Here is an 18,153-nt window from a genome sequence, read left to right on the forward strand (position 1 = left end):
TGTCCGCTCCTGCGGGGTCTCACCGAACACGCTTTTCCCGCTGGAGTCGCCACCTTCCACTACAATCATTCTCCTTTTACAAAGAACACAATATAGTTTAAAAAATAAATATAAAAAATCGTTCTATCTTGTAAAATGAAAATATCCACATCTACTTTTAGATAGGATTACCAAAGTGGGCTTAAAAATAAGGAAATCACAACTTTACTTTAATATGTTTAGCGTAAGTCCCACCGAGGAAATTCGTTTTAGCATGTTAGTCTCCATATACTAAAAATACAATGAACATTGGGTTCTTGGCACTCTATAGTTATATACTTTTGTATGAAAACTCACGTAGACAAAAAGAAACCCGGAACATACTTACATTACCCTATTTAATGTTTTATAGAGTTGTGTCATCCACCGAGTTCAGCCAGTCTTCAATGGTCTCAATCACAGATTCAACACAACCTTCTTCAAATGGTGAGATTAAATTCGCTTCGCCAACCAACTTAGTAAACGATTTTGACCCGCCTAACTTGCAAAGATGTAGATAATCATTCCATGCGGATTCCTGATCTTCTCTTGACCGTTTCCAAAATTGGAATGCACAAATTTGTGCAAGGGTATAATCGATGTAATAAAATGGGCTGTTATAAATATGCGTCTGGCGTTGCCAAAAACCACCCGCTTCTAAATAACTATTACCATCATAATCTCGATGAGGTAAATAGATTTTCTCAATTTTTTTCCAAGCATTCTTTCGTTCAAAAGGTGACATTTCAGGATTTTCGTAGATTACATGCTGAAATTCATCTACCGCTACACCGTATGGAAGGAATTGTAGGGCTCCACTCAAGTGTGCAAATTTATATTTTTCTGTTTCTTTTTTAAAGAAGTATTCCATCCATGGCCATGTGAAGAACTCCATACTCATTGAATGAATTTCACATGCTTCAAAGGTAGGCCATAAATATTCAGGAATCCCTATGTTTCGACTTGAGTATATTTGGAAAGCATGTCCCGCTTCATGAGTTAACACATCGATGTCACCGGATGTCCCATTAAAATTCGAGAAAATAAAAGGCGAATCATAGTCTTCGATAAATGTGCAATAACCGCCTGATTCTTTCCCTTTCTTCGCTTCTACATCCATCAACTTCCGGTCCATTAAATATCGGAAAAACTCTCCTGTTTCAGGTGAAAGTTCATCATACATTTTTGTACCGTTTTCGATAATCCAGTCTGAAGAACCTTGGGGTTTTGCATTCCCGGTTATAAAATTAAGTGATTCATCATGGAATTTTAGTTTATCAACACCTATACGTTTTGCTTGTCTTTCATACAATTTACTCGCTAGTGGGACAATATAGTCGCGTACTTGATCCCGGAATGTCTTGACCATTTTTGCATCATAATCGATACGCATCATGCGGATATAGCCTAGTTCTACAAAATTTTCATAACCAAGCGTGCGCGCAATCTTATGACGCAATTTCACTAATTGATCAAAAATATTGTCAAATTTCTCTTCATTTCCTTGGAAAAATTCGACACCAGTTGCAACTGCTTTTTTCCGTATATCGCGATCAATCGACTCTTTATAAGGACCTAACTGTGCAAGGGTTACTGTTTTCCCATCGAATTCGACTTGTGCAGAAGCAACAAGCTTCGAATACTCAGATGACAACTTATTTTCCTGCTGAAGCAAAGATATAATCTCCGGAGAAAAAGACTTAATCGAGTAATTAGCCAGATCAAATAACTGACTACCCCACTTATCTTCTAATTCTTTTCGGAATTTGGATGTAATTAGTTCTTGATAGTATGCAGTCACTAACTCTTCTAACTGTGGAGACACTTCATCAAAGTAATCTCTTTCTTGCTGATAAAACGTATCGTTCGTATCAATGGATGCGCGAATATACGCTAAATTCTCTTGAGTGGAAAAAGATTTACGAAATGCATTTATAGCTTCAATTGCATCGCTTTGTTCTTCTACTGAGTTTGTGTTTCTAAAATTCTTCAATAACTGTTCAAAGCGTGTCTTGCCTTCTTCAAAATTTGGTCTTTTGTACGTGTATTCATCAAAAGTAATCATCTTTTCACCTTCTATTCCCAATTTAAGTGTCTCTATGTACTTATTATATTGTTTACTTAATTATGACAAAAGGCAATACTTTTTCCTTCGCAAACCTAAATATCTCAAAAAAACCCCTATATTAAGCACTATTTATTCGTTCAATCAACTATAACTTCTTTTTAGCATAATGTATTACGAGGATGTTTACGGTTAGAAAGGATGAAGAACTATGTGTGGAATTACAGGATGGATTCATTTCCAACGAAACTTAAGTACACAGCACCAGGTCGTGGAAAAGATGACTAAGACATTATCTAAGCGTGGACCTGATGATGAAAATGTATGGGTGAATACACATGCGGTTTTCGGTCATCGACGATTAACAGTTGTCGACCCAATAGGTGGCAAGCAGCCGATGACAAAAGTTCACCATAACAACCGCTATACACTTAGTTATAATGGCGAATTATATAATACAGAAGATCTTAGGAAAGAATTGCTACGAAAAGGTTATACCTTTACTGGGCACTCCGATACGGAAGTATTATTGACTTCCTATATCGAATGGAAAGAACAATGTGTAGATTATTTTAATGGGATTTTTGCCTTTGCTATTTGGGATGAGAAAGAGCAGAAAGTTTTTATCGCGCGTGATCGGCTGGGTGTAAAACCGCTATTTTATACTGAAAATAATGGTGGATTTCTTTTTGCTTCTGAAATCAAAGCCCTTCTCGCACATCCAGATATAAAACCTCAACTATCTCGGGAAGGATTAGCGGAAGTATTAGCTGTTGGTCCATCCAGAAAACCAGGTTCAGGAGTCTTCCATGGTGTGAACGAATTACGCCCGGCTCACGCACTGACTGTATCCCGTCAAGGCCTTCGCATATGGCGCTACTGGAACGTGAAAAGTGAAGTCCATACAGATACTATCGATGAGACCGCTGAGAAAGTTCGCTTTCTCGTAACGGATGCTGTAGAACGACAACTTGTTTCTGATGTTCCGCTTTGTACATTCTTATCAGGCGGACTTGATTCCAGCGCCATTACGGCGATTGCTGCCAATAGATATAAGCAAGATGGCAAAGGAAAACTTCATACGTATTCTATTGACTATGAAGACAATGTAAAATTTTTTAAATCGAGCGATTTTCAACCGAATGAAGATAGTCAGTGGATTGATAAAGTCACAGATGCATTTGATACTGTACATCATTCCTCAATCATTACACAAGATCAATTAATTGACCATTTAACAGAAGCAGTTCATGCCAGGGACCTCCCGGGTATGGCGGATGTTGATTCCTCCCTTCTATGGTTTTGTAGGGAAATTAAACAGGATTTTACAGTTGGATTATCTGGAGAATGTGCAGATGAGATTTTTGGAGGGTATCCTTGGTTTCACAACCCCAACGATATAAAGGGAACAGGCTTTCCTTGGATGCGGTCCACGAATGAACGAATCACTCTTTTGAAAGGAGATTGGCGAGAAAAATTAAAGCTTGAAGAATATGCACATCAAGCATATTTGGAGTCTGTTTCCGAGACACCGAAACTCCCGGGGGAATCAGGCATAGAGGCAAAACGAAGAGAAATGTTTTATTTAAATATGCTGTGGTTTATGACGACATTGCTCGACCGAAAAGATCGGATGAGTATGGGAGCAAGTTTAGAAGTTCGTGTTCCATTTGCAGATCATCGACTTGTTGAATACGCTTGGAATATTCCGTGGGAAATAAAAATGGTGGAAAATCGTGAAAAAGGGATTTTACGTAAAGCGTTTGAAGGTATGCTGCCTGATGAGGTGCTTTATCGTAAAAAGAGTCCGTATCCAAAAACACATAACCCTTATTACACAGATCAGGTTCAATTATGGCTAAAAGAAATTATGACTGATAAAAATTCTATTCTTCATGAATTATTTGATTCGAAGAAATTAGCAGAATTAATAGAATCTAAAGGTGAAGCTTTTAAGGTCCCTTGGTTTGGTCAATTGATGACCGGACCTCAATTGCTTGCTCATTTAGCTCAATTCCATATTTGGTATAAGGATTCACATATTCAACTAATTGAATAATTGGATGGGTCCTTGTATTTTAACTTGGACCCATCTTATTAACATTTACAAACCTGCTTCGGTTTTATGAATGAAAAAGTACTCCTTTACTCAAACTTAAGCCAAAAAGGAGTGTTTTCATTGAGTCCTCTTGAAGAATCCATCAAGAATTATGCCTTATCCTACGAAACAAAAGAGGATTTAAATCCAATTATAGATGCAATTGGAGATGCGAAAATAGTTCTTCTAGGAGAAGCTAGTCATGGTACTTCTGAGTTTTATACAGTCCGTGCAGAATTGTCTAAAAGGTTGATTGAAGAAAAAGGATTTAAGCTGATTGCAGTAGAAGGAGATTGGCCATCTTGCCAACAAATTAACAGATTTATTAAAGGGTATACAGACGAAAATGAAGATGTACGAAACGTTTTAAAATCATTTAATCGATGGCCTACTTGGATGTGGGCAAATGAAGAAATAGCTGATTTTGTATCATGGTTAAAGCTTCATAATCAAGCCAAAAAAGATATTCAGAAAGTAGGGTTCTACGGAATCGATGTATACAGCTTATGGGAATCTCTAGAAGAAATAATAAACTTTTTAGGGAAAACAGATCCAGAAAGTACGGATTTAGAGCTAGCCAAGAAAGCATTTTCTTGTTTTGAACCATTTAATCAACATCCAGAAAACTATGCTATGTCTTCAGTAAACCTATCCCAAGCCTGTGTAGATGAAGTTTCCAAGCTTCTAACTTCTATACGAATCCATGAAGATAACTATAAGAATTCAGAAGAAGCTGACTTAAACTTAAAAATAAATGCATTGGTTGCTCAAAATGCTGAAAAATATTACCGTGCCATGGTTAAAAGTGATGACTTATCTTGGAATGTTCGTGATGAACATATGGTCGAGGCCATCAATGAAATCATGGATTATCATGGCAATGAAGCAAAGATTATCGTTTGGGAGCATAACACCCATATAGGGGATGCTTCAGCGACAGACATGAAAGCCGAAGATATGATTAATGTTGGTCAGGTTCTACGTGAACAAAATCGAAAAGAATATGTTTACGCAGTTGGATTTGGTACCCATCGTGGAACTGTTATTGCAACTGAAGAATGGGGAGTCCCATTCAAACGAATAGAAGTTCCACCAGCTACGAAAAACTCTTGGGAAGCAGCAATGCATAACGCCGGTCCATTTAACAAAATTTTAATCTATAATAAAGAAAACTATTCACTTTTTGATGACTGGATTGGTCATCGAGCAATCGGTGTCGTATACAATCCTGAATATGAAGCATACGGCAGTTACGTCCCTTCAAAAATGGCGAGCCGTTACGACGCTTTTATTCATATCGATGAAACAAAAGCCCTTTCACCCTTGGGATAACATAATAGCCGCTCAATACTTCTGAGGCCAATGAAAAAGTGCATTAAAGACAGAATTAAGTGTGCGCTATTACATGCTCAGGGCTTTGTGGATGCCTCCGAGAAGTCAGGTAGAAAACCACTGCAAGTCTTCTCGCTCCGGCTACCACTTGAAAGGCGCTTACGCTAGTTGTGTCTAAGTATATGATGACTTCTAATACAGCACAGAGTATTAAAAACTAGCGAGCCTTTCCTCGGATTATTGAGAAAAGCTCGCTAGTTTTTTTGTTTAATAAGTGTACTAAAACAAGTCAAGAATCCTTAAACCTTAACTCATTTATGGCGATTTACGGTATAGGTTGTGCCAAAAGATATATGCTTTGCAAAATTTGTAGACTAGTCGAATTTTCTTTTGTGCTCGGAGAATTAAGAACTACATATTGTCTCGATAACGGTCGCAATTCAGCATAGCCTTTATAGGTAATTAATATCAAATGTGGTAGTATATCCTTAAGTGCATTTACATAAATTATTCCTTTATTCCAACTAATGTTGCAGGTTAGTAGATTTTAATAATGATAAAAGGGAGAGAATTTTAAATGAAACGTTTTTTAAGGTATCTTGCTTGGACAGTTTTTATTGGCGTTATATTCTATTTGGGGACAAAGTTTCAAGTTAGTTTAGAAAAAGAAGCAGCAATTACATTTGATAGCATGCCGGGATTACTATTTACAACTGTATTTATGATTGTTATGGGTATGCTGCTACGACTACCTAAATTGATTAGTGAAATTAAAGAACACAAAAGATGGACATTTGACTGGATTAAGATTGTCGCAATTGGATTACCTGCTCTTTATATAGCAATATTACCACTCATGACATTGACTTCTTTAGGAACGGATTTGTTATTTGCAAATGCAGTAGTAACTTCAGGCCAGCTAGTAAAAATAGCAGGGATAATTTTTGGTTATGTTTTATTAGACAGTCTAAAAAAGAATGTTGTTCAACAAACAGGGATGATACTTCATAAGAATTTAATATAAAAGCCTAACTATAAAAAACTAAAACACCCGATTATAGATCGGGTGTTTTTACTTGTTATCGTTAAAATAAGATTCTTTCTGTTGCTATATTCATCAATTTTTCAACCTATAATCTTGAATGATTATAGAACAAACAATGCCATCCATTTTTAATAATATTCCTTATTTACTTAAGTGCAGTATAGGAAACAATAATATGGTTAAATTACTTGATAATTACTAAATTTTGAGGTGGGTAGTATATGCCGGAAAAACAATCGGAAGACTTAAGTCAAATTAGATCTATGGAAGAAGGACTAACCCAAGTACAGATAAAGTATTGGCAATCCTTTTCGGACTTTGATACCTGGCAACTCTGGGTCATAATAGTGATGATGATTGTATCACTAGTTGTATTATTCATTTTAATTGATAAAAAAAATATTTTGCTTCTTGGTTTTTTCGGATTTAATTATCATGTCTGGTTTCATTATGCAAATGCAATTGGTATTAAATTTGCCTTGTGGGAATACCCCTATCAACTAATACCCTTTTTACCAACCTTTGCTTTAGATGCCGCATTAGTTCCTATTTGTTATATGTTTTTATATCAATGGACACTTAAACATGATAAAAATATCTACCTTTACTCGTTATTATTGTCTGGCTTTTTTGCTTTTATCTTTAAACCGATTCTGGTTGCCTTTGACTATTTCCATATGTTCAAGGGAATAAATTATTTACATTTATTCTTATTTTATATGTTATTTCTTATTGTATCTAAACTTATTACAAACCTGTTTGTATGGTTGCAACAAAAGGAATACAGCAATAAAACTTAGGTATTCACGTCAGTCGGGGATTGAATTTCAAATGAAAGTGTAACCGTTGTCTAGTTAAATGGTTTTTGCACCGATAATTGAATAACATGAGATAACCCTCTGTGTGTTCCTTCATGACGCATGACTTCGCCCATAAAGAAGTGAATAATACGCCAATCAATAAATGGCTTAAAAAACTCATCTGGGGCGTACAATAATGAAACATCGCCTGGTCCACCACTTTTATATGGAACTTGATGTATAGAATAAACTTCCGTTATAAAATGCCCACCTGGTTTTAACGCTTTCTTAATATTAGTCAGGGTTGACTCCCTTAGTTTTTCAGGAAAATGCCCAAACACACAAAAAATTTGATCCCATTGACTTTCTTCCCAAGGTGCATCGTTTAAGTCTACTTGCTCTGTTTGAACGACAACTCCATTTTCCATTGCAAGTTCTCTTGTTTTTTCTAGGCCTACTTGTGAATAATCCCATGTAGTTACATTAAATCCTTTTTTAGCTACAAATACAGCATTTCGTCCTTCGCCTTCTGCAATGGCTAAAGTATTATCTCCATTTAGTTGAATATGTTCATAGCAATATTTAATGAATTCATTGGCTTCCTTACCAAATAAATAGTCATCTATTTGAAATCGTTTATCCCATTGATTGGTCATGTTTCCACCCTCTTTACTGTCTTGATTACTTCTTTATCATACACCAGTTATTTATCGTAATTCCCTTTTCAGAAAATATTTTACTTTGGTTTATTATTACCTTAAAAGCGCACACTATTATTAGAAATGTTTTTGAATACTATTTACTAGAGGATGAAAACATATGCATGTTCTTACTGCCATTATTAGTATCGTTGCTGTTTTTATTTGGGGTGACTGGAGAAATTGGAAAAAGTATCATGCAACGCTACTTTTTTTTGCGCTTGGGAACCTTACTTATAACTTCTTAACAGCAAATTACTTTTTATGGAAGTTAGATGGTGATTTTTTATCGAATCACTCTCTTACTGAACTTTTATATACATTTATTGTGTTCCCCGCAACGGGACTTCTTTTTTTAGATAATTACCCTAAAGGAGTCAAAAAACAAATTTTACATACATTACAGTGGATTTTTATCTATGCAATTTGGGAGTACATCTTTAATTTAACAAGAGATATTGAGTACCAATATGGGTGGACGTTTTGGTGGTCAGTAGCCGTTCTTTTTGCAATGTTTCCTATGTTAAAATTGCATGTGAAACATCCTTTGATAGCCTATGTTTTGTTTGGTCTAACTTCGGCTGTTCTTCTTTGGTGGTTTGATGTTCCCGTTAATGTGCCTATTGAAGAGAGGTAGTACTAACTCGGAAAATAAAAATAAAGCAGGATCGATGCAAATAACATGGATCAACGCAATTATTGTTGATTATACTCAAAATGGATATATAAGTACCTTCTGCACCTACACGAATGCGATGGGATCGTGTCTCCTATAACTGCCCGTGGCACAAATAGAAATTACTCTCTGCATCTTAAATTACAGTCTGATTACTTTCTAATCTACTTTACCCAACATCACCTTTCCTTTACTGGTGGAAAAAACCGGGCTTTCTTCATTTTAGAATAATGAGCAATTGGAGGCTCCTTCTGAAAAGTGTTTTTAATAAAAGATGCCATAGTATTTTGATGAATTGTACCAGTAACGTCTTGCAAGATCCACGGTGAATGACGAATATCCACTCGAAACAAATAACCTTTTGTTTTTGTCCATAAATGGTAACGCTCTGTCAACCATATTTCAAGAGGACCTTTCTCAAGTATTCTTGAAGTCAGTTCAAAGGTAGTAACTAACGTTTCAGGAAATGTATTTTTGTGTATACGTTTACTTTTAAATGTAATAGTGTTCTTATACCGCTTTAGTAGTTTCATCTTCGCATAACGGTAAGGCAAGAAATTGCCTAATGTAGTCAATTTAACAATCAATGGATGATCAGCGTCTAAGCTAAAGAAATACACACCACTCCTCCCCTTGTAGGTAACATACGTTCGGACATTTAGTTCTACAAAAGAACTTGTACCTGGAACAGGGGGAATAAATCGCGGTCGATTCCCTTTGACTCTAAACAATATCAAACTGATCCATGCCATACCGTCAAATAAATCAAGTTCCAGTTCGGAAGGTATGTGTTTTCCTAAAGTTTCTGGAGATATCGGCCAATGAAGAAATAGGGTTTCATGCCATTCCTGTGTCATTATCCACGGCATTTTAGACATAAATTCACTCCTCACTAAAGTATACTGATTCGTATTCTTTCCTACGCGGAGTGGATTCAAACGGAAACCCATCATTGTATCCATTTCGCTAATCGTTTCGCCCTTTCTTATCCTTATAAAGAAAAATAAACAGCCAATTAGTTTTATAATTGGATGTCTATTTAGGTTTTGAAACTTATTGGGGTCGCACGGTAGCATTGGTTTAAAAATTAAAATTGTCTGGGTCAGAACCTGTCCGCTCATTTTTGTTCAGTCCATCTATACGTTCCATATCTTCGCTTGTTAATTCAAAATCAAAGATGGATGCATTTTCAACAATTCGATTCTCGTTAATGGATTTAGGAATGGTGATGACTCCGTTTTGCAGATCCCAGCGCAAAATTACTTGTGCAACTGATTTGTTATAGATCTCTCCAATTTCTTTTAATATCGGATGATCTAACAATTTCCCTTGCATCAATGGAGACCAGGCCTCTAGCTGGATATTGTGTTGCTGACAGAATGCTTGAAGTTCTTTTTGCGTCAAACTAGGGTGGTATTCCACTTGGTTTACCATTGGAACCACTTCTGCATCTTCTAGCAAATCATTAAGATGATGAATATGAAAATTACTTACGCCTATCGCTTTTACACGCTCTTCTTTATAAATTGTTTCTAACGCACGCCAAGTATCTTTATATTTTCCTTTTACTGGCCAATGAATAAGATACAAATCCAAATAGTCTAAATCTAGTTTCTTTAGGCTTTCTTCGTAAGCAGCTAGCGTTGTCTCGTAGCCAAACTCAGAATTCCAAACTTTCGAAGTGATAAATAGGTCTTCTCTTGAAATCCCCGCTTCTAAAATTCCTTCACGAATCCCTTGCCCTACACCTACTTCATTCTTATATATCGCTGCAGTATCAATACTCCGGTAACCATGTTTGATGGCTGTTTTAACCGCATCGATTACACTCGGTCCTTCTTCTACCTTAAAAACTCCTAGTCCAAACCAGGGCATTTCAATCCCGTTATGCAAAGTGGTTGTTGCTTGTAAGTTGCTTGTCATTCTTAATGACCTCCTATGGGTTCACTCGTTTTCCCTCAACTTGTACCGCGAAGTACAATAAGAGGAATATTATAACAGATTATACTAGAATTATATGAATATTGCATCTTTAAATGACTCTTCTATTACCCTGAAAATGGATAACTAACTACTACCAGGACTTAGTCTATTAATGATTATGTTTTATCTGCTGTTTCTAGTACTTCTCTTGATATAAGTACAATACTAGATTTTTTCTTAACCTAAGAGAAAAACATTGACAAGCTTAATATTTCATGCGATAATAGTCAAGTTAACAAATGAGATAGCAAATAGATTTGAAATTCTGGCATCTACTCGATGTTTTTAATTAAACTTATTCACACTGGCGCGACTATAGGGTCGCAAGGACGTAAAAGAAGGTAGGGTTTACGTTGCTTAAGGAAGACAACCAGTGGACAAATGACCGCGGCACGGAAAGCAAGGAACACTTTCTTAGGAAATTTTCCCCCGAACATTCGGGATGAACAATATCATTCAAAGTTATTATGTTATCTTACTATACAAAGGGACATGTCTAATCAGGCATGTCCCTTTTCCAATTGTATTAGTAGAAGCGGAACAGACAGATTTAGGCCGACAACTGCACTGGAAAGATGAAAGGCGAATCGTCTTTCTAACCCTAAAGGGGCCAGCTGACTGTCCTGCGTAGCTAGACATAGCTAGTTTTAAAGGTAGAACATAATAGAAATCTATACTCTCTAACGTTCGTACACAAAAAATCCAGCAGCCATTTCTGTTGCTGGATTTTGTATTTATTCATCCTAAATCGATGTTATGATACACTTGTTGAACATCTTCTAAGTCTTCTAATGCATCAATCATTTTTTCGAATTGCGCTTGATCTTCCTCTGATAATGTTAAATCATTTTGCGCTAACATAGTCAGTTCAGCCACTGTGAATTCTGTAATGCCAATGTTCTTGAATGCTTCTTGCACCACATGAAATTGGTCTGGTTCAGCATACACGATTACCGTATCTTCTTCTTCTATAATGTCACGTACCTCTACGTCTGCTTCTATTAAAAGTTCAAGAATTTCGTCAGAAGTTTTCCCTTCCATGCCAATGACAGCAGTTGCATCAAACATGTATGCTACTGATCCAGTCACACCCATATTTCCACCATTTTTGCCAAATGCAGCACGTACATCGGATGCTGTTCGATTTACGTTATTTGTCAGTGTTTCTACGATTACCATAGAGCCATTAGGTCCGAATCCTTCATAACGCAGTTCGTCATAACTTTCTTCTGATCCGCCTTTTGCTTTTTCAATTGCACGATCTACTATTGCTTTTGGAATGCTGTATGTTTTTGCTCGTTCTAATACAACTTTTAATGCTCGATTAGAATCCGGATCTGGTTCACCCTGTTTAGCTGCTACATAAATTTCACGTCCAAATTTAGCATAAATTCGACTTGTATTCGAATCTTTTGACGCTTTCTTTTCTTTTATATTATTCCACTTACGACCCATGTTGGTTCACTCTCTTTCATTGTTGGCTCTCTAAAAAAAGATATTTTCAAGCAGTCCATAATACATGTGTTCACTGTTTTATTATACACTATGAACCTTATATTTTTCGAATCAATTACGAAAAATAGGACTCTCTTTCCAGGACTAGACGACTTAGAATTTTGAGTGATGAAATATCGTTTTATTAAGTTAAGTTTCATAATGTATGGTTTAGTATATGGGGGCAATAATATTTTATTCAGAAATAGATTCAGAAAGAAATTACACATCATATATAAACCACTTGAATTTCCTTCCAAGCGGTTTTTTATAATGTGCTTTGATTTTTAAATATCGACTGTACTAATCCGGTCTAATCCTTATCGAAATTTAGAGACCTTCCGTGTTTACACGTGGTTGCGTCAATACAGAATCCGCAGTCTCCGTATTTTCATTTTTATCCTCTGACACATCATTAGGTGAAAACTTAACATTTTTTATAGCATTTTCACTGCGCATCATGTTTTTTTTATCATCTTTTTTATTATCTGACATTCCTATACCTCCTTCGAATTATAATTGTATTGTTTGGTCTTAGGTATACCCGAAAATCATATTAAAAACACCTATCTTTTTCTTATAACCCGTTCAGTTAGGCTTAATTAAATTATCATTATGATATAATATTCCTTGTTCATCATTTAAAATCAAAACAATCAATCAATAATTTTCACAACATTAAAGGGAGTTAGGAAGGATGCGAAGTTTATGACGTTTACTGACTTATCTATAGCAACTAGTGCAACCATCTTACCAATCCAGGACATCGCTGACAAAACTGGAATCCCAAGAAATGCTCTTGAATTATACGGAAATTATAAAGCAAAAATTGACGTCGCTTTCCTGCCACCTGCAACGAAACTCGGAAAAGTTGTGCTAGTTACTGCTATTAGCCCAACGCCTGCAGGAGAAGGTAAATCAACGGTAACAGTGGGACTTGCTGATGCTTTCAAACAATTGAATGAATCTGTCATTGTTGCATTACGTGAACCTTCTCTAGGACCTGTTATGGGCGTAAAAGGTGGAGCAACTGGTGGAGGATTTGCGCAGGTATTACCGATGGAGGACATAAACCTTCATTTCACAGGTGATATACATGCAATCACTACCGCAAATAACGCATTATCCGCACTTATTGATAATCATATACACCAAGGAAATGTACTAAATCTTGATCCAAGAAGGATTGCTTGGAGACGAGTTCTTGATATCAATGATCGCGCATTACGACAAATAACCATTGGTTTAGGTGGCCCAATGCATGGGGTGCCAAGGCAGGATGGATTTGATATTACTGTCGCATCTGAAATTATGGCTGTCCTATGCTTGGCGACTTCTCTAGAGGACTTGAAAGAAAGACTAGCTCAAATGGTAATTGCTTATACATACGACAGAGAACCAGTTACCGTTCGGCATCTAGCGGTTGAGGGTGTTCTTACTTTACTCTTAAAAGATGCACTTAAACCAAACTTAGTTCAAACAATTGAGGGTACACCTGCAATAATTCACGGTGGTCCTTTTGCAAATATTGCACATGGTTGCAATTCTCTTATAGCGACAAACACCGCTAGAAGACTTGCGGATATTGTCGTAACAGAAGCCGGATTTGGCGCTGATTTGGGTGCAGAGAAATTTATGCACATCAAATCAAGAAAAGGCAATTTCCATCCAGATGCCGTCGTCATTGTGGCAACAGTTCGAGCACTTAAAATGCATGGTGGAGTAGAAAAGAGTTTATTGACACAACCAAACTTAAACGCTGTTACCCTTGGCATTGCGAACTTAGAGAAACATGTAGATACGATTCGTCAGTTTGGTATAGAGCCAGTTGTTGCATTAAATCATTTCATTACAGACACTGCTGAAGAACTTGAAGTAATCATGAATTGGGCTAAAGCACACAATGTTAATATAGCTCTCACACAAGTTTGGGAGCAAGGTGGTAATGGTGGACTTGAATTAGCAAAGTTAGTTAAACACGAATTAGCTAAACCCAAAAACTTCACCATGCTTTATGATGAAACTGATTCCGTTGAAGAAAAGCTACGAATTATTGTTACACAAGTGTATGGTGGGGCTGGCATCCAATTATCAGATACTGCAAAGAAAAAGATAGTAGAGTTAAAAAAATACGGTTGGGATGAATTGCCGATTTGCATGGCAAAAACTCAGTATTCCCTTTCCGATCAACCTACACTACTTGGACGTCCTGAAGGATTCACCATTACCATCAGAGACATAATTCCAAAACTAGGTGCTGGCTTTTTAGTCTGTCTAACAGGTGATATCATGACGATGCCTGGATTGCCAAAACAACCAGCTGCAATGAATATGGATGTTGATGCAGACGGAAATGCCGTTGGATTGTTTTAAACTAATTAAAGAGATTAGAGGGTAAGCATGTCGAACTTAACGATGATTTTACAAAGTATCTTATCAGGTGAAATTAAACATGTCTCAAACGAATTTATTGACGAAATGATTGAAAACATAGGTTCTACAGACCCTTTATTAAGAGATCAATTAATTTACGGTGCTTTTTGTCATTTGATAAAAGGCCATCAACTGAACAAACAGCAATTGGACTATATTCTAACCGTTTTACAGAATAAACAATTGTTAACACTCGACATCGAGAAAACGATTTCTGATGCCGTTTTCACTCGTTCATTTACTGCACTTTTCTATGCGGCCATATTAGGATATGATGCATCAAAACAAATAGTTTCTAAAGACTTAATTAGACAAGTGATGGATGAAACCCACGATTATATGTCCCAAGAACAAGATATAAGAGGTTATGTAGAGAGTAAAGGGTGGGCACATGCAGCTGCTCATGGAGCAGATTTATTAGTCTATATAGCAAAACATCCCATGTCCACCGATGAAGATGCTAGAAAAATATTGCTACATATTGCCCGGTTCATCTCAATTTCTGAGGGCTATCGAGACGACGAGGAAGAACGACTGGCACGCTCATTTGTATCGTTATGTAAGCATCATCTTTCTGAAGAATTCATTGAAGAATGGTTTACGGAACTTGATCACTCACTTAATGAGAGAGTAGCCACTAATCCGGGAGAATTACAGCCATATTATGCGAAACTAGCTTTTAAAAACTTTTTGAAATCCTCCTATTTTTTATTCCAAAAAGATGATATCCATGAATCTCTACAACATTCTATAAAACAATTGATTATTAAGTCCATTTATTAAGGAGGATTCCAGGAGACCACTTCCCCGCATCGGTAAGATGTGGTTAAATTCATAGCATTAGAAAATGGTTGCACAGATAAGGTTGACGATAGTAAAATTGGAATTTTATTCTATACAAAAAGGTTTTTAATATGTTATGATAGCAAAAATTAAAAGCATTGAAGAGAAGATTAAGTCAATTGCATTCTTTAACAGAGAGCCCCGGGAGCTGCAAAGGGGTAAGTATTCAATGACTGAAACAAGACTCTGAGCTTCACATGGGATCCTTTTGAACAACTGATAAAGGGGATTGTGTGACAGGCGCTCCTGTTATCGGGCTATAGTATAAGCATGGAAGTCATGCCGTACTTGAAAAGGTTCTGATGGTGACATTAGGACAAACTGGGGTGGTACCACGACATGTTATCTCGTCCCCAAGACTAATCGTCTTGGAGGTGGGAGTTTTTTATTTGTTCAAAAAAACATGTCGGAGGAAAACCAGATGAATGATATAACTTGGAAGTTTCCAGCTTTATATTTAAGTGCAGTAGGAATTGCAAATATTGGTGGTTGGGTTTATTTATTAGCCATTAATTTGATGGTCTTTGAAATAACTGGATCTGCTTTAGCTGTGGCAGGATTGTATATGATTAAACCTTTTGCCCATATGCTCGTGGGCTTATGGGCCGGAAGTTTAATAGACCGTGTTTCAACAAAACATTTGATGATAACTTTAGATGTTGTTCGAGCATCTTTACTATTAATGATTCCTTTTATCGAATCAATTTGGATCATCTATGTAGTTGTTTTATTTATTCAATTAGCAGGAGCTATTTTTGAGCCTGCATCCTTTACTTACATGACTATGCTGTTACCAGAACAAGACCGCAAACGATTTAATGCATTGTTAAGTTTCGTACATTCTGGTGCTTTCGTCTTGGGGCCTGCACTTGCAGGTGTATTATTTATGATTGGGTCACTTGAGATGGCTTTATTTTTTAATGTTGCAGTGTTTATTTTATCTGCTGGATTGATATCTTTGCTCCCAATGCTAGTCCATTCAAGTGATACTGGTAATAGATTAACCTTCCGGGGTATACGAGAAGATTGGCGTTTAGTTTGGAATTCCAGCAAGATTGCATTCCCTTTTGTTGTTGTTTATATGGCATTTCAAGGCGTGATGTTATTAACAGCCGCACTTGATTCAATGGAAGTAGCATTTGCTAAGGAAGTTCTTCATCTATCGAATCCCGCTTATGGCTCCCTAGTTAGTGTTGCAGGCATTGGGTTTCTAATTGGCGCTGTATGTACTAATGTGCTCGTCAGATTCACTTCTGCCATACAGTTAATGGGTAGCGGAACTATTATGGTGGCAGGCGGTTATGTCATCTATAGTTTTTCCACAACTTATCTAATGGCAAGCACTGGATTTTTCATACTCTCCTTCTTTCTCTCGCTTGCAAATACGGGATTCATCACCTTTATACAAAGAAATATACCCATAGAAATGATGGGTAGAATCTCTAGTCTGTATGGGATGGTTGCCCATACGGTTCAATTGTTGGTCGTTTTGTTTATGGGGTTGGCAGCCCGATGGTTTACAGTGCAAGAAGTCGTGATCAGTGGCTCCATTCTAATGTTGATCGTTGCGTTATTCCTAATTGTCACAGTTAGCCGTTTATTCGAACAGTAACCTCTATGAAACCAATTTGGATCTAAATCGTACGTTAGTTAGGGAGGTGATCTATGTGAAAAATATCTATGCACGATCGTCAACATTTTTTTTTCGAATCAGTATTGTATCTTTTATTGTATTGCCTATAGTTACTTACCTGACATACATTGATTTTTTTTCGAATTTTGAACCGCTCATTTTTGTGGGGGTATCCGCTCTGTTTTCTTCTGGTACTGGATTCTATTTAAAACAAATAAGCGAAAAACTTCCTGAATTCACCTCCATCAATCCCGGTACGGCTTTCTTGATGAATGGATTCAACTTTCAACAAGATGTTTCTTGGTACTCAAGATTGTATCTAGTTTCTCATGAAGGAGAGCAACTATTTGTAATTGAACCAACTACTAAAAAACCCATTGCTCGTTTCTTGACAGTCTCCTCCGTCATTTCATCGGGTCTTATTATACCTATCACTTACGATGTGATGACTCTAAATCGTTCACGACTATTTTCATTTACCGTGAAAAATGAATGGAAGAAATTTCGAGTTACAATCATGGATGAACAAGATAATACAATAGGTGTGTATCTCCAGCCTTGGTTAAAGAGCGCAATGAAAAACAAAGGTACTCTATTTTATCCGAACCATGATGTTTGGAGACAAATTGAAGCGAAAAACATGACCGGTGATATTGATATTCGGGACGAAGAAAGTCGCATTACCGCTTCTTATCGATTTGGGATGTTTCCCTATGCCCTTCACCCGGCGTTTCAAGCTATTCCAAACAATGTACATATTAAACTAGGTCCTCATATTTCAACTAATGAACGAAAAGTGTATCTGGGCATTTTTTATTTTTGGCTACAAGGGTATAGATGAGCTCTCCGGATCGAATAAGTGCAGATATCAAGTTCCTAATTTGAATAAATAAGTACATTTCTATTCCCTTGATATTTTTGGCTCTATGTTTGTATGCGTTATAGGATGTATTAATGATAGATGTAAGAAAAACCGGGCAAGTGCGCCCGGTCCTTTTAAGAAGGGTAACCAAAGAAACCCGTTTATTTCCGCTA

15 protein-coding genes and 1 other annotated feature are annotated in these 18,153 nt (G+C 36.7%); of the genes, 9 read left to right on the forward strand and 6 right to left on the reverse strand.

Annotated features, from left to right (window positions below):
- Positions 1 to 385: 385 nt before the first annotated feature.
- The gene (locus tag B371_RS0110075; protein ID WP_019414188.1) at positions 386 to 2,083 is read right to left on the reverse strand and encodes a M3 family oligoendopeptidase; all 1,698 of its coding nucleotides are present in this window, start codon (positions 2,081 to 2,083) and stop codon (positions 386 to 388) included.
- Positions 2,084 to 2,294: 211 nt separating this feature from the next.
- On the opposite strand from B371_RS0110075, the gene asnB reads away from it, so the two are divergent.
- From asnB to B371_RS0110095, 4 genes are all read left to right on the forward strand, one after another.
- A complete protein-coding gene (gene asnB, locus B371_RS0110080; protein WP_019414189.1) occupies positions 2,295 to 4,142 on the forward strand; it encodes an asparagine synthase (glutamine-hydrolyzing) in 1,848 nt (615 codons plus the stop codon).
- A 120-nt stretch (positions 4,143 to 4,262) separates the two neighbouring features.
- A complete protein-coding gene (locus B371_RS0110085; protein WP_019414190.1) occupies positions 4,263 to 5,513 on the forward strand; it encodes an erythromycin esterase family protein in 1,251 nt (416 codons plus the stop codon).
- A 577-nt stretch (positions 5,514 to 6,090) separates the two neighbouring features.
- Positions 6,091 to 6,537, forward strand: a complete 447-nt coding sequence (locus tag B371_RS0110090; RefSeq protein WP_019414191.1) for a hypothetical protein — start codon at positions 6,091 to 6,093, stop codon at positions 6,535 to 6,537.
- Positions 6,538 to 6,779: 242 nt separating this feature from the next.
- Entirely contained in the window at positions 6,780 to 7,358 is a 579-nt protein-coding gene (locus tag B371_RS0110095) for a hypothetical protein (RefSeq protein ID WP_019414192.1), read from the forward strand.
- A gap of 50 nt (positions 7,359 to 7,408) precedes the next feature.
- Here the strand turns inward: B371_RS0110095 and B371_RS0110100 are convergent, their stop codons facing one another.
- Positions 7,409 to 8,014: a bifunctional 2-polyprenyl-6-hydroxyphenol methylase/3-demethylubiquinol 3-O-methyltransferase UbiG gene (locus B371_RS0110100; RefSeq protein ID WP_019414193.1), complete on the reverse strand. Its 606-nt coding sequence runs from the start codon at positions 8,012 to 8,014 to the stop codon at positions 7,409 to 7,411.
- A gap of 163 nt (positions 8,015 to 8,177) precedes the next feature.
- Here B371_RS0110100 and B371_RS0110105 point away from each other — a divergent pair, with 163 nt between their 5' ends.
- Positions 8,178 to 8,693: a CBO0543 family protein gene (locus B371_RS0110105; RefSeq protein ID WP_019414194.1), complete on the forward strand. Its 516-nt coding sequence runs from the start codon at positions 8,178 to 8,180 to the stop codon at positions 8,691 to 8,693.
- A 218-nt stretch (positions 8,694 to 8,911) separates the two neighbouring features.
- On the opposite strand, the gene B371_RS0110110 is transcribed toward B371_RS0110105, so the two are convergent.
- The 4 genes from B371_RS0110110 to B371_RS23765 all read right to left on the reverse strand — a co-directional run bounded on the left by B371_RS0110110 (position 8,912) and on the right by B371_RS23765 (position 12,704).
- Positions 8,912 to 9,610, reverse strand: a complete 699-nt coding sequence (locus B371_RS0110110; protein WP_026023019.1) for a YqjF family protein — start codon at positions 9,608 to 9,610, stop codon at positions 8,912 to 8,914.
- 202 nt (positions 9,611 to 9,812) lie between these two features.
- A complete protein-coding gene (locus B371_RS0110115; protein ID WP_019414196.1) occupies positions 9,813 to 10,655 on the reverse strand; it encodes an aldo/keto reductase in 843 nt (280 codons plus the stop codon).
- Between the two features lie 798 nt (positions 10,656 to 11,453).
- Positions 11,454 to 12,170, reverse strand: a complete 717-nt coding sequence (locus tag B371_RS0110120) for a YebC/PmpR family DNA-binding transcriptional regulator (protein ID WP_019414197.1) — start codon at positions 12,168 to 12,170, stop codon at positions 11,454 to 11,456.
- Between the two features lie 369 nt (positions 12,171 to 12,539).
- The gene (locus B371_RS23765) at positions 12,540 to 12,704 is read right to left on the reverse strand and encodes a hypothetical protein (protein ID WP_019414199.1); all 165 of its coding nucleotides are present in this window, start codon (positions 12,702 to 12,704) and stop codon (positions 12,540 to 12,542) included.
- A 213-nt stretch (positions 12,705 to 12,917) separates the two neighbouring features.
- On the opposite strand from B371_RS23765, the gene B371_RS0110135 reads away from it, so the two are divergent.
- The 4 genes from B371_RS0110135 to B371_RS0110150 all read left to right on the forward strand — a co-directional run bounded on the left by B371_RS0110135 (position 12,918) and on the right by B371_RS0110150 (position 17,959).
- Positions 12,918 to 14,582, forward strand: coding sequence for a formate--tetrahydrofolate ligase (locus tag B371_RS0110135; RefSeq protein WP_019414200.1), 1,665 nt, complete (start codon positions 12,918 to 12,920; stop codon positions 14,580 to 14,582).
- Positions 14,583 to 14,609: 27 nt separating this feature from the next.
- Positions 14,610 to 15,425, forward strand: a complete 816-nt coding sequence (locus tag B371_RS22430; RefSeq protein WP_019414201.1) for a DUF2785 domain-containing protein — start codon at positions 14,610 to 14,612, stop codon at positions 15,423 to 15,425.
- A gap of 149 nt (positions 15,426 to 15,574) precedes the next feature.
- Positions 15,575 to 15,843: a binding site (T-box leader), on the forward strand.
- Positions 15,844 to 15,906: 63 nt separating this feature from the next.
- Positions 15,907 to 17,097, forward strand: coding sequence for an MFS transporter (locus B371_RS0110145; protein ID WP_019414202.1), 1,191 nt, complete (start codon positions 15,907 to 15,909; stop codon positions 17,095 to 17,097).
- 55 nt (positions 17,098 to 17,152) lie between these two features.
- Complete coding sequence (locus tag B371_RS0110150) at positions 17,153 to 17,959, forward strand: hypothetical protein (RefSeq protein ID WP_019414203.1); 807 nt, start codon at positions 17,153 to 17,155, stop codon at positions 17,957 to 17,959.
- The last annotated feature ends 194 nt before the right edge of the window (positions 17,960 to 18,153 follow it).

Origin of the sequence: Paenisporosarcina sp. TG20 (genome assembly GCF_000286315.1) — a bacterium.
GTDB lineage: Bacteria > Bacillota > Bacilli > Bacillales_A > Planococcaceae > Paenisporosarcina.